Origin of the sequence: Pelagicoccus sp. SDUM812002 (assembly GCF_031127835.1) — a bacterium.
Lineage (GTDB): Bacteria > Verrucomicrobiota > Verrucomicrobiia > Opitutales > Opitutaceae > Pelagicoccus.
Genome location: NZ_JARXHX010000015.1, coordinates 24,327 through 37,205, shown reverse-complemented (window position 1 = coordinate 37,205; position 12,879 = coordinate 24,327). Strand labels below are relative to the sequence as shown.

Sequence of the window (12,879 nt, the reverse complement as noted above, 5' to 3'; positions counted from 1 at the left end):
TGCCCTGCCTATCGTCCAAACACGTAACTTACGGCGACGTTCGAACGGTGAATTGGGGGAGGAGTAGATCTTCCTCCATTTTACCCGTGATTTAAAGATTAAAATATCTTTAATTATTATCGTTGGAGAAAATTTTGGCGGAACGTCGCTCTGGGGCGGGATCAGGCAGAGAAGCGGTAGCTGCAAAGGAAGATGAAGCTTGAACCAGCGCGACAAGCTTGTCGTTTTACTCGGCTTTACGCAGATGACAGTAAGGGAACAAGACGGTTTAGGACGCATACTGGAAGGAAGCGCTGAGACGCTGGCCGCCGCAAAGGCTGCGTTTGAGGCGACTCCGATCGATCAGGATTGGTCAGCGGACGAGCCGGCACCAAGAATTGAAAGGGGCATGACCATAGCTCGTCCGGTGGAGGTAAGTGCCCCGGGTACGTTTTCGAAAAACTCGATTCGCACCTTGAAACTGGAGCCCACGGAACTGTCTGGATGGTGGCTTCAACGCTGCGATATCCCGGACTCCCGTCCCATCAAGGTATCGATCCGCAATGTGTGGACGACGGGCGAGATCGTGAGCAACATCGTGCTGCGTTCTGGCTCAGCCCACAATTACGTTCGCTTGGTCGAGCATATCATCGCCCTCAAGGCGGGCATGGATGTCGACAATCTCCTCATCAAACTCGATTCGGGTGACCCTCCACTTTTCAACGCTGGCAGCAAGGAGCTGGTAGAGGCGATCAATTCAGCGGGGCGCAAGGTGATCGGCACTCCTGTCCGCTACTTCACAGTGAAGGAGCGAGTGTCATTGCTCACGCCGCACAATGGCCTGCTGATGATCGATCCTGCGGACGAGGGAAGCCTCCGTCTCGACATCGATTGCGTGCGCGACTTTCCCAATGCGATTGGCCGTCAACGGATACGTTTCGTTAACAACGAGCGTTCGTTTCTGCACGGTTCTACGGCTCGCACGAATACCACGGCCCGCCAGAAGTTATTAGTGACAACGTTTGGTAAGCTTTTTCCGGAGTCGCGAAACCTTGGATACAACAGCAAAAATGTGCTGATCGCCGGCAAAAAGCGCTACAGCAACGAGCCTACGCATGTGAATGAAGGCAAGTCCCTAGAGGCCGCTTGGCATCGTGCGGTACTGGACCTGTTGGCTGCATTGGCTTTGATCGATGAAGGACGATTTGTTGGAAAGATCGTCGACTACAAGGGCGGTCATTATCCCGATGTGGAAATGGTGAAGCTGCTCTACGCTTACGATTTGCTGGTCGAGGTCTAGGCGTATCGCGTCCTTGCCTTGGGGATACGGAACTGAGAACGTTGAAAGATGCTCAGGCCATTTTCCCGCAAGATTCCCTTTTCCTTTTCAGCCGCTGCTCTTACTGTATTGCTGGTTGCTTGCTCCTCGTCGACACGGGAAAATGTTACCATCTACGAGGCGGCTTCGGGCCCAGTTAAAGGCTGGAGCCATATCGTGACGAATCCTGAGAAATTCCCGCTAATCGCATTAGCCAAGGATAAGTACGCAGTCGACGATCGAAGTGTTTCTGTTGATGAAGCTTCGTCAGGAAAAAGGGTTTTTCGAACGGTGTTGGTTCGCAAGATGAGTAACTGGGGGCAGCAGCACGCGAATGGAATAGAACCTGTCTTTTTCGACCGACCACTCAAGGTTGGCGATGTCGATACGGTGACGCTTCGTATCAAGCTGAACGCAGAGGATTCCATGATCCCGACGCCTTCCGACCTCAGCGAGCATTATGGGGGACACTTGAGTGAGGAGCAGGTATATCAGCTGGACAGGGGGATTCCTTGTCTCGGTCTCACGTTCGTGGAACCTGGATACAACGACCAGAGCGTTGAGTCGCTTAATGCGGTGTATTTTCTAGAGTTTGATCCGGAGCGTGATTTCGATCGCTGGTTGGAGCTGACCCTACCTTTGTCCGACTTTACCTTTGGATTCGAAGAGAATTACGCGTTCAGGAAGGTAGCACGGTCGGAGGTGCAGGATCGCGAGCTGATCGGGTTTCGTATCAACCCAGAAGCTACAGGCGGTGGAGTCGCCCGCAATTTCATCGGTGACGATTGGGACGATTCTGTGCCTGAGCTTTACAAGGAGCTGTCGATCTCGCTGGAAAGCGTAACTGCTTCGGTTCAACGAGGCGGAGAATAACGACCCTGCGTCAGCGGAAGTTAGACTTCTGAGTCGTTTTTGATGTACTCGATAAGCTCATCAACTTGCGTGAAGGCAACCGCGCAGTAGGTGTCGGCTGCTCCGTAGTAAATGGCGATCCTGCCGGTCGGGGCGTCATACATGGTTGCGCACGGAAAGGCTACATTAGGGACGAAGCCGGTCGTCTCGTACTGCTTTTCGGGAGTTAACAAGTAGCCCCGTGTGCGGTAGAGGACCTTGGAGGGGTCTTCGAGATCGAGTAGGGCGGCACCAATGCTGTATACGAAGCCATTGCAGGTGCCGGAAACTCCGTGATAGAAAAGCAGCCAGCCCTCTTTCGTCTCGATTGGGATAGGTCCAGCACCAACCTTGGTTCCCTGCCACCAGCCAGAGCCACCTGCCGCCATGACGTGGCGATGCCTTCCCCAATAGGTCAGGTCTGGAGAGCGACTGAGGAAGATGTCGCCAAACGGCGTGTGAGCGCTATCCGAAGGGCGGCTGAGCAAGACGTATTCGCCGCCGATCTTTCGTGGAAATAAAACGCCGTTGCGATTGAAAGGCATCAGAGGGTTCTCCGCTTTCACGAAGGTCCTAAAGTCCTTCGTGTAGCCCAGGCCGATAGACGCGCCCTTCAGATCGTCGCACCAAGTTATGTAATAGGTGTCTTCGATTTTGACGACGCGTGGGTCATAGGCGTACGAATTGGGGTTTGGGTTGCCGTTTTCGTCGACCCAATCGATGCGTTTATCCTCTAACTCCCACTTGATGGCATCGTCGCTCGTGCCGAAATGGAGCCCCGCTCTTCCGCTTTTATCATCGATGCGGAAAACGCCGACGAAACTGTCACCGTAGGGAACCACGGCGCTATTGTACGCTCGCGCTCCGCTTGGAACGGGGTTCCAGCCGATAATCGGATTCTGGCTGAAACGCCAAACAGGATCGTTGCAACAATCGGGTTTCTCTTCCCAAGGTATGTTGGGAAGGGCACTGCCTTTGATAGTCGAGGGATTTGAGTTTTCGCTCACAGGTTTTGAACTATATTATTCGCAAGTTGTTGATTTAGATAAGCTTGCGGAAAGCTTCGAGAAGGAAGCACCTAGGTGTCTAGGATATCAATCTAATTTGGGCGGCTCTTGCCAAAAACTTCTTCGCTAGCATTGCCAACAGCTAGGGTAAGTGTTTACTTTATCTACCCAGTTTGTTGACTTCTCGTTTTTGTAACCCGTACCTTCAACCCCCCGTGTTTTGTGAATTGTTCAAGCGCTAAGCGCACCTTCGCTTTTGGAATTAACGCAGCGGTTTGGCGGAATAACGATAGGACGTCTGTAGATAAAAGACCGACGTTACTAAGATGAGGGCAATTGATCGTGTATTCGCTCGTTATCTGGGTGCGACTGTTTTAGGTGTAGCAACGGCGATCTTCATTCGTGCTACGTTACCTGAGGTAAACTTATATTTGAGCCTGATGCCCATGCTTGTCGCACTCTCGGCTTTGCTCGTTTTGCGCGTTCTTCGAAAACAGGGATCCACGGAGCATTTGATGGAGGAGGCGTACGAGTTTGCTCCAAGCCATTTTCAAACTGCTCTGTCTGCGGCTGGGGTGGGATCGCTGCTCTGGAGCTTGGAGTCCAGCGCGTTTCACTGTACTGAGAATCTTTACGAAATCTTAGGGCAGAAAGTTGATGAGGCAGAGTTGACCACTAACAGCTTTATGAGGTCTATCCACCCCGACGACAGAAGCGCATTTGAGTTGGCGGTCGAGCGAGTGAAGAGTGGCAGACGACGAAGCTCGCTCGACTGCCGTTTCGTAAGGCCAGAAGGCGGAGTGGTTTGGACCGAGCTCACGATGCGCCTTGTAAATGGAGGAACGGACGGGCCGATGATGGCTGGCGTGATTACTGACGTAACTGAGCGAAAACAAGTAGAGTCGCAACTGAATCGGGGCGTAGCGTACTTGGAGGCTATTCTGGAGAATACCAAGAACATCATATTCTCCTTCGACTCGCAATATCGACTCACCGTATTCAATTCCCGCTTCCAAGCAAATCTCCGAGCTTCATATGGAAAGAAGTTCCACATCGGAGACAATCTTTTGGAATCGACCCCACCTGAGTTGGTCGCCGCTTGGGAGCCTCGATTCGAGCGAGCGCTAGCCGGCGAATCCTTTCAGGTAGTGGAGGAGATCTTGGTCAGGGGTAAACGATTTTACTTCGATGTATCCTTAAATCCGATACGAGAATCTGGTCAAGTGACAGGTGCCACTGTTCACAGTCGCAACATTACCGAACAGAAGGTTCGCGAACGCGAGTGGGTGGAAGCGAAGGAGCGAGCTGAGGAAAGCGACAGGTTGAAGTCTGCTTTTTTAGCTAACATGTCGCATGAGATACGCACACCGTTAAATGCTGTTATGGGATTTGCCCAGCTGCTGAGGACAGGCGATGGAACCGCCGAGGAACGAGACAAATTCTTGGACATCATACTATCCAACGGAAACCACTTGTTGAGGATTTTGGGCGATATCATCGAACTTGCGAAAATCGAATCCAATCAACTTCGAATGGAGCCGGTTAAGTTTGATCTGCAAGGTTTGCTGGCGGAGACCTATTCTGCCTTTCATGATCGGATAGTAACAGAGTCTGATAGCTTGGTTGAACTTGTAGTAGATAAACAAATACAGTCACAAGACTGCATGATTTGCGACGAGACTCGACTAAGGCAAATCATCTACAATTTAGTATCCAATTCGATTAAGTTTACGATGAAAGGGACTATCAACGTAGGCTATGAGAGAAAAGAGAACGGTTTCGTCGAGTTCTATGTCGCAGATACGGGGCCTGGGATTCCCGCGGAAATGAGAGAGCGGGTGTTTAAAAGATTCCGACAAGGCTCCGTGAATACGGGGCGACGTAACGATGGAGTCGGCTTGGGCCTGTCGATATGCCAAGGACTTGTGTCGCTTTTGGGTGGAGAAATTTGGCTGGATGAGAACACGCCAAATGGATCCGTATTTCGCTTTACCGTTCGCGACCATGCCGACGCGGAATCAGTCCAAGCGCCGAAGAAGAGTGGGACTATCGAGGGTTTGAATGGGAATAGCCGGAATAGAGGTTATGAAGGGAGCAAGGTGCTGGTCGCCGAGGACGACGACATGAACTTCCGAGTCGTGGGTGAGGTTCTGCAAAACGAGAACCTAGTGGCCGTTCGCGCGACCAATGGAGAAGAGGCTATCGCGGCCGTGGAGCAAGATCCAGAGATCAAGCTCGTGGTAATGGATATCAGCATGCCTGTACTCAACGGACTTGATGCGACACGCCGGATCAAAAGCCTTCGGCCGGATCTTCCGGTGATCGCCCACACGGCACATGCCATGCAAAACGACCTCGACAAAGCGCTGGACGCAGGCTGCTCCGACTGCCTTGTGAAACCGATCAACATCGATTTGTTTAGAGAGCTTCTGGCTCGATACATTTGATCTTGAGGCACTGCGTGAGCTTCGCACTTGACCCAAGCGTACTCCGAACTAGCGTTATCTCCCAGTATGTCGATCGCAGCTAACTATTCGTTTTGGTTTTATTACTTCTGGAATCTCCAGGGGCGTGATTGACGTATCTAATTAGAACCAAGCAAATCCGCACAAAGCCCTGGCATTCCCCGTGAATTCCAGGGCTTTTTGCATGCCGTAAACCAGCATCTCACCCGATTGAAACGACTAAAACCGCAAAGCAAGATATGAACTCTACGCTCCCTTCCGTACAAGATCCAGATCAAGATGATATCAATTCACCGACACTCGCACAGACAGAGCCGATCCAAGTTCCGTCCAAGATCAAGCGAGATATTCCCCTTTCCGAGTCAGCCAAGACTACGGTGGCCAAAGCGCGGCAGGAAATTTCCGATATCCTTACGGGCAGAGACGAAGAGCGTATGGTCGTGGTTTGCGGACCGTGTTCAGTAGACGACGTAAACGCCGCTCACGTTTACGCTGAACGCCTGCGCAAGCTCTCGGAACGCGTCGATGAGAAGCTCGTCGTCGTAATGAGAACTTACTTCGAAAAGCCTAGAAGCGTCGTCGGGTGGAAAGGTCTCCTCTACGATCCTCTCACAGAGGTTCAGAACAGCCCAATGGCTGGGATTTGCATGGCGAGGCGTCTCGCTGCTAGAATCAACGACTCAGGTCTTCCATGTGCCACCGAGTTTCTTAACCCGCTCCTCGCTCTCTATTTGGAGGACTGCATCTCCTACGGCTCGATCGGGTCCCGGACAGTGGAGAGTCAAATTCATCGCGAACTGGCGAGCCGCCTCGCCCTCCCGATGGGCATGAAGAATGGGATGAGCGGCGAAATGGGTTCCGCGACCAACGCGATTGAGTCCGCTCGTTCCCCCCACCGCTTCTTCGGTTCGGGGATGGACGGGGAAGCATGCGTGGTCGAAACGAAAGGCAACCGTAATACCCATTTGATACTGAGGGGTGGCTCGAACGGGCCCAACTTTGAAGCGGAATCGGTACAGGCCGCGGCTGACGCGGGTCGCCAACTAGGACTCTCTAGGCCTGTCGTCGTAGACTGTTCGCACGGCAATTCGCAGAAGAACCATCGGAACCAAGCAACCGTAGTCGAAGAGGTTATTCGGCAAGTGGCGAATGGACAGAAAGGCCTAGCAGGTGTTATGCTGGAGAGCTATCTGGTAGAGGGTAGACAGGACCTCGCTAGAGGAAACACTCGTTGTTTCGGACAGTCTATTACCGACGCTTGTATTGGTTGGAAGGATACCGAATACCTCGTTTGTCGACTTGCGAAAGCCCTTTGAGTAGAATCTGCAGATTGGATGGTCAAAGTGCACCAAGGGAGCTTGGGTTGGTTGCTTCTGCGGTTGATTCCGGAAGTTCCCCAGCTCCAAAAGGGAGAACACATCAAGTTTTGACCGAGTTGTACAATTTGGAGTTTAGCGCCCGTAACTGTGGGCATGCAACGCAGGAGCTCTCAATCCATTTTCACAACCTCAAAGCTGGCGAGAACGATCGCCGTTTTCGCTTTCTTTGCCCTAAAAGCTGCGGCAAACGCGGAGGACTTGGTCCTCAGCTGGACCGACGACTCAGATAACGAAGACGGCTTCAACATCGAGCGGGCGATCGGCGACGGCCCGTTCGAGGAATTCGCCCAGGTCGGTACCAATGTTGAAACGTATACCGACACTACCGCTATTGAGGGAGTCGACTACAAGTACCGCGTCAATGCATTCAACATCTACGGCAGTTCAGACTACTCGAATGTGGCGAGCCACTACATTAATGTAGCGCCGACGCTCACGGCTTTTCAAGACGTCGCTATTGAAGAGAATGAGACCTCGGCTGAGATTTCATTTACAGTGAGCGATATCGAGACCGCCAGCTCTGAGCTCAACGTCTCGGTTGCCAGCAGCAACTCCGGATTGCTTAATAGCTCAGACGTCGTTCTCCAAGGGACTGGGGCGGAGAGAGCATTTACCCTGACCCCGGAACTGAATGCGTCCGGCGAGAGCGTTATCACCGTAACCGTTTCTGACGGAGAGGATTCTATCAGCCGGGAATTCTTGTTAACCGTGAGCTCCTATGACTTCCCAACGCTACAGCTGGCGATAGAGTCGATCACCAGCTCGCCACGAGCTGGAGAATCGTTCACGGTGCAAACATCTGCTTCTGATAATTCCGACATCGCTTCAATTAGTTATTGGATCGACGAGGAACTTGTGGAGACCGTTTCGAGTGCTCCATACGAAGCCTCTTTGGTGGTCACAGAACAAGGCAGCTACACGATCACCGCAGTCGCATCGATTGTGGGCCGTGCGCAAACCGTCATGGTAGATCGAGAAGTCGTAATCAGTGCCGCGCCAACTGGCTCGGATATGGCGAACCATCTAGCGACTCAATCCGTAGAGGATTCCTCCAATGAAGGCTCGGCGAGCTATGACTTAGCTAGCGACACTTTCACACTCGAGGACCTGAACGGAGAAATCGGAGGTATTTCCGACTCGCACCGTTACTACTACCTCCAGGCTCAGGGTGATGTTTCAATCGAAGCGCAAGTTTCTTCACTCGAGGCGGGTGCAGGGAGCACGGTTGCTGGCTTGATGGTGAGATCCGCTCTATACGGCAAGTCTCCCCAGGCTTCGCTTCTCCTGAACGGCAACTCTGAATTGAGTGTACGTACCAGGACCTCGAGAGGTAGCGATACCCAAGTCAGAGCGGTAGGAGCGAGCGGCTCAGCGAGCCCGTGGTTACGAATCGAAAAGACTAGCTCCAGTGTTCGTTACTACACCAAGGCCTCATCCGGTGACAGCTGGTCGCTGGTGGCGAGTGATGCCCTTGCCCTAGGAGAGAAGGTCTTCCTCGGTTTCGCTTTGGCAGGTGGTTCGACTCAAGGAATCGTGGCCGCCGACTTTACCCGAGCTAATTTTGATGGAGCGGTCGTCGTGATGGGAGACGATGCGGTGAAGCCGAACATCCCGAGTGGGCTCCTGATATCTAGCAAATAGAATTAGCCATAAGATTCGCCGAAGGGCGTTCTGGTCACCGACACCGGAACGCCCTTTTTCTGGCGTCTACGGAGCAAAATAAGCGTTAGTCCGTCCTGACGTACCCCCCAGAATTCAAATTATGCGATTACGAGAAGACGGGGCTTCTCGCATTCATCACGATCCTGCTCGTACCACCACTGCCTTCGCAGCGAAGAACAGAGTGCTTGTTGATGCCAAAGCAAATCAGTCGTAGCCTTCGTTTTCGGTAGTAAGGGCTTACTGTACAACCTCTCGCTCGAAGGATCAAAACTCACTAAGATCGACAAGCAGTAGCTTTTCGTAAGGGCTACGAAAGCGTTTCGATTAATCGTAGCGGCAGATCAGACTCTCCGTCGCGATAGAGAATCTGCAACCCCTGGCTTGCCCCGTTATCAAGGTGTATCGGAATTGTAAGCACGGGCGTTCGTGCAACACTAGCTGGAGCAGTGATGGCTAGTAGTTCATTGCGAAACGTGTCCGTATGCTCCGTCGCTTTGATCGCTGGGGATTGAGTCGCCGGAAGCACGATAAAGTCGTAACTTTCGAAACACCGCGCGAAAAATCCTTTGGTAGCTTCTTCGGCTTGGATCGCCTTCTTAACCTGCTCGTCGCTCCAGTGGCGAGCTCGGTCGAGACGAGCCCATACAACCGGATCGTAGCGCTCCTTGTATTCGTCGAGCCATTCTCGATGAACCTGAAAAGCGTCCCGGCTCTGCAAGACGGCATAGCTGAAAGGAGAGTCTTTCGTGTCTCGGTAATACGCGTCAAGCGCATCGCTTTCGCTTGAGAGGTTTAGTCGGTCTAGTATATCCGCAGATCGGATACGAAACGAAGGCGTCAGATTTGACACCGCACCAATCAGGTTTAGTCCCTTGGGTTCTGAAGAAGAAGTCCTCCTGGGGACAAGCAGTGCGTTAATGGCTATGGCCATGTCCTCGGAGGTGGCTGTCATCCATCCAGCCGTATCGAACTTAGGGGCTAGCGGGAAGCATCCCTCGGTCGACCACTTGTTCGGAGCGAACCGAATTCCCCAAAGTCCGCACCAGGCTGAAGGCACCCGAATGGAGCCGGCAGTGTCAGTTCCGGTGGCGAGCGGGGCGATGCCGCTTCTCACAGCCCACGCAGAACCACTGCTAGACCCGCCGCTGAGGCGGTCGGGGAAAACAGGGTGGGGACAGTCGCCAAACGTAAGGTTCTCGCCAGATAGTCCGTAAGCGAACTCATTGAGATGTGTCTTGCCAGCAAACACCGCACCTTGCGTCCTAAGGTCCATTGAAAGGGCTGATTCCGATTCACTTGGCGGTCGCACCTCGGTCAGGAAACTTGAAGAGGCAGTGGTAGGGTATCCAGGAAAATCATACAGATCCTTGAGGAGGAAAGGTACGCCAGCGAGGGGACGGATCGCCTGAGATTTGGACACCGCAAAGGCTTCGACAAGTTCGTCGTGAGATGGGAGTGCGGCGAATACCCGCCGTTTGGCTTCCTCCGGAATCGCCTTGAGGGAGTCCGAGTAAGCGCAGGCAGCGGCCTCTGGCGAAGCGCTGGCTAGCTCTTTCCAATCTGCTATGGACTTGTGCTTGGGTGGCGTTTGCCCCATTTTATCTTAATCTTCGTCGTTTACGATGGGCAGGTTCGCCTCTTTCCATGCCTTGATACCGCCCTCAAGGTTGACCAACTGATCGTAGCCTTTGGACTCAAGCAGCTGTGCAGCTTGGCCGCTGCGATTACCGGAACGACAATAGAGCAAAAGAGTCTTGTCCTTGGGAAGCTGTAGAACTTTTTGGGCGAAGTCATCTGCGTAAAAATCGAACTCGATGGCCCCTTCTATCTTTTCCTGTCTCGTTTCATCTGGAGTTCGAACGTCAACCAGCAAGGTGTTCTCTTTTTCGATGAGAGCAGCAAAGCGATTCGCTTCGGCTTGCTCGGTTTCGGAAAAGAGTGGGGGAGCGAATGAGAGGAACAAACTGATGGCGCTGAGGAAAACTTTCATACGGAAGCTTATTTCAATCGGTGTCGTCGGAGCAACAACTGTCGCACGACTCGGTGAAACATTCATCGCAGACAGGTAACTTGCTCTCGCTCGGTAGTAGCGCTCCACAGCTCTGGCAGGCGGGTACTGGCTGGTTGTCTTTTTCTTCCATCGGTCCGTGGTGGTTGGGCAAGAAAAAGCCGTTCTCGTTTTGATGCGAGAACGGCTTTGCGGAAATTTACTATTCGAAGTGGTTGCGGCGTTTTTCAACGACACGCGACATTTGTAATTGTTGGCCGGATACCCAAGCCTTCTTGAGCATTTTGAGCACTTCCTTGGGCATGCCCTTGGGAAGGTCGACAGTGCTGTGGTCATCGTAGATTTCGATCCGGCCGATGAACTTTGCCTCGAGTCCCGCTTCGTTGGCGATAGCTCCCACGATGTTACCGGGCTTCACTTGATGATTGTGCCCAACTTCGACGCGGTAACGCTCGATGTCACCTTCTGGAGGTGGTGCCTCAGCACGACGTTCCGAGCGTTCAGCGCGCTCAGGTCGACTGCGTGGAGATTCGAAATCACGATCGCGGCTCGGGCGTTCGCGACGTGGTCCACGGTCGCGGTCGAAGTCTCGGTCGCCTCGTGGTCCGCGAGATTCGCGGAAATCACGCGATTCGCGCCGCGGTTCGCGGTCGAAGGAAGCAGCACTGGAAGAGCTGGAAGGTAGGGCTTTTCCGGCCTGCAGCATTTTGAGCAGGGCAGCGGCGAGTGTTTCAGCGTCGGTTTCGAGGCCTGCGAGGGCATCGGTTACGGAGGTGAGTTCGCGGCTGATTTTGCCCTCGGTTATAATCTCCCCGATTTGCTTTTCCAATTTGGTCTGGCGGATTTGGGCGATCAGCTCCCTCGAAGGAGGCGGCATGGGCTGCATTTGCTGACGCGTCGTGTCCTCAATGTTGCGGAGCTTGCGGAAGTCTCGCTTGGTCAGGAGGAGGATGGCTTCGCCGCTGCGTCCGGCTCGTCCAGCGCGTCCGATACGGTGGATGTAAGGTTCGGCGTCGTCGGGTATGTCAAAATTGAATACGTGCGAAATGCGGTCGACGTCGAGGCCGCGAGCGGCCACGTCGGTTGCGACGAGTATGTCGATCTTGCCTTCCTTCAACATCGAGACGGCGCGTTCGCGCTTGGCTTGGGAAATGTCACCATGGATGGCTTCCACAGAGTGGCCGGATCCGGCAAGCTCGTCTGCGATTTCGCTGGCGGCGGACTTGGTGCGGGTGAAGACGATAGCGGCGTCGCGCTCCTCCGTTTCAAGCAGGTTACCCAAAACCTCAATCTTGTGCCGCATGCCGTTGCACTTGATGAAGCGCTGGCGAACAGTCGAGACGGTGGCAGTACTTGTCTTAATAGCGACGGTGACTGGGTCCTTTAGTTGCTTCTTAGCGATTGCTGCGATCCGTGGAGGCATGGTCGCCGAGAAGAGCGCGGTTTGACGATCGGCTGGCGTGTGCTCGAGAATCCATTCGACGTCTTCGATGAATCCCATGCGCAGCATTTCGTCAGCTTCGTCTAGAATGACGTGCGAGATGCGTGACAGGTCGAGGCTGCCGCGGCGGATATGGTCCATGATACGGCCCGGAGTGCCGACTACGATTGCCGGCTTGCGCTCGAGGGCACGGAACTGGCGAGTGAAGTCGGTGCCGCCGTAGATGGCGGTTACGCCGAGCTTCTTGACGTTGCGTCCATAGTTCGAGATCGCTTCGGAAACTTGTAAGGCGAGTTCACGGGTTGGAGCGAGGATGATGGCCTTGGGGCCTTCGTCCTGCGGGTCCAGCATCGATAGCAGAGGCAATGCAAAGGCTGCGGTCTTACCCGTGCCCGTTTGCGCCTGACCGATGAGGTCGCGTCCAGAAAGGACGACGGGAATGGCCTTGGCCTGGATAGGCGAGGGCGTTTCGTAACCGATCTCGACGAGGGCGTCTTGTACCGGTTGACTTAGAGATAGATCCGCAAAGCGGACAGAGTTTTTCTGTTCGATTTCTTGTTCAGACATGGTCTGCTTTTGGCTAATTGACCGAGTCGGCGATACGCGTCGTGCGTTGCCCAAAACGATCTGATTATAAGCCGGCAGCCATAAATTGTCCCAACAAGTAGCCCCAGCTCACGATGTGAAGGTGCGGTCGATGACAGGGAAATGAGAAACCGCAAGGTTTAT

9 protein-coding genes are annotated in these 12,879 nt (G+C 53.5%); 5 read left to right on the top strand and 4 right to left on the bottom strand.

Translation table 11 applies throughout. The features are described from left to right. Positions 1-244: 244 nt before the first annotated feature. Positions 245-1,279: a UDP-3-O-acyl-N-acetylglucosamine deacetylase gene (locus tag QEH53_RS18280; RefSeq protein ID WP_309024660.1), complete on the top strand. Its 1,035-nt coding sequence runs from the start codon at positions 245-247 to the stop codon at positions 1,277-1,279. 48 nt (positions 1,280-1,327) lie between these two features. Then, entirely contained in the window at positions 1,328-2,170 is an 843-nt protein-coding gene (locus tag QEH53_RS18275; RefSeq protein WP_309024659.1) for a hypothetical protein, read from the top strand. A 20-nt stretch (positions 2,171-2,190) separates the two neighbouring features. Here the strand turns inward: QEH53_RS18275 and QEH53_RS18270 are convergent, their stop codons facing one another. Further along, positions 2,191-3,195, bottom strand: a complete 1,005-nt coding sequence (locus QEH53_RS18270) for a glycoside hydrolase family 130 protein (protein ID WP_309024658.1) — start codon at positions 3,193-3,195, stop codon at positions 2,191-2,193. A gap of 326 nt (positions 3,196-3,521) precedes the next feature. On the opposite strand from QEH53_RS18270, the gene QEH53_RS18265 reads away from it, so the two are divergent. From QEH53_RS18265 to QEH53_RS18255, 3 genes are all read left to right on the top strand, one after another. Next, the gene (locus tag QEH53_RS18265) at positions 3,522-5,642 is read left to right on the top strand and encodes an ATP-binding protein (RefSeq protein ID WP_309024657.1); all 2,121 of its coding nucleotides are present in this window, start codon (positions 3,522-3,524) and stop codon (positions 5,640-5,642) included. 257 nt (positions 5,643-5,899) lie between these two features. Continuing rightward, entirely contained in the window at positions 5,900-6,976 is a 1,077-nt protein-coding gene (locus tag QEH53_RS18260; RefSeq protein ID WP_309024656.1) for a 3-deoxy-7-phosphoheptulonate synthase, read from the top strand. A gap of 156 nt (positions 6,977-7,132) precedes the next feature. Continuing rightward, entirely contained in the window at positions 7,133-8,680 is a 1,548-nt protein-coding gene (locus QEH53_RS18255; RefSeq protein ID WP_309024655.1) for an Ig-like domain-containing protein, read from the top strand. Positions 8,681-9,008: 328 nt separating this feature from the next. Here the strand turns inward: QEH53_RS18255 and QEH53_RS18250 are convergent, their stop codons facing one another. The 3 genes from QEH53_RS18250 to QEH53_RS18240 form a co-directional block, all read right to left on the bottom strand. Next, positions 9,009-10,298: an amidase family protein gene (locus QEH53_RS18250; RefSeq protein WP_309024654.1), complete on the bottom strand. Its 1,290-nt coding sequence runs from the start codon at positions 10,296-10,298 to the stop codon at positions 9,009-9,011. A 6-nt stretch (positions 10,299-10,304) separates the two neighbouring features. Continuing rightward, a complete protein-coding gene (locus QEH53_RS18245) occupies positions 10,305-10,691 on the bottom strand; it encodes a rhodanese-like domain-containing protein (protein ID WP_309024653.1) in 387 nt (128 codons plus the stop codon). 220 nt (positions 10,692-10,911) lie between these two features. After that, a complete protein-coding gene (locus tag QEH53_RS18240) occupies positions 10,912-12,717 on the bottom strand; it encodes a DEAD/DEAH box helicase (protein ID WP_309024652.1) in 1,806 nt (601 codons plus the stop codon). Positions 12,718-12,879 lie beyond the last annotated feature (162 nt).

Excerpts from the sequence above, each read along its gene's own strand:
- QEH53_RS18255 (WP_309024655.1), top strand. The coding sequence starts at position 7,133 with ATGCAACGCAGGAGCTCTCAATCCATTTTCACAACCTCAAAGCTGGCG.
- QEH53_RS18245 (WP_309024653.1), bottom strand. The coding sequence starts at position 10,691 with ATGAAAGTTTTCCTCAGCGCCATCAGTTTGTTCCTCTCATTCGCTCCC.
- QEH53_RS18260 (WP_309024656.1), top strand. The coding sequence starts at position 5,900 with ATGAACTCTACGCTCCCTTCCGTACAAGATCCAGATCAAGATGATATC.
- QEH53_RS18280 (WP_309024660.1), top strand. The coding sequence starts at position 245 with ATGACAGTAAGGGAACAAGACGGTTTAGGACGCATACTGGAAGGAAGC.
- QEH53_RS18240 (WP_309024652.1), bottom strand. The coding sequence starts at position 12,717 with ATGTCTGAACAAGAAATCGAACAGAAAAACTCTGTCCGCTTTGCGGAT.
- QEH53_RS18275 (WP_309024659.1), top strand. The coding sequence starts at position 1,328 with ATGCTCAGGCCATTTTCCCGCAAGATTCCCTTTTCCTTTTCAGCCGCT.
- QEH53_RS18265 (WP_309024657.1), top strand. The coding sequence starts at position 3,522 with ATGAGGGCAATTGATCGTGTATTCGCTCGTTATCTGGGTGCGACTGTT.
- QEH53_RS18250 (WP_309024654.1), bottom strand. The coding sequence starts at position 10,298 with ATGGGGCAAACGCCACCCAAGCACAAGTCCATAGCAGATTGGAAAGAG.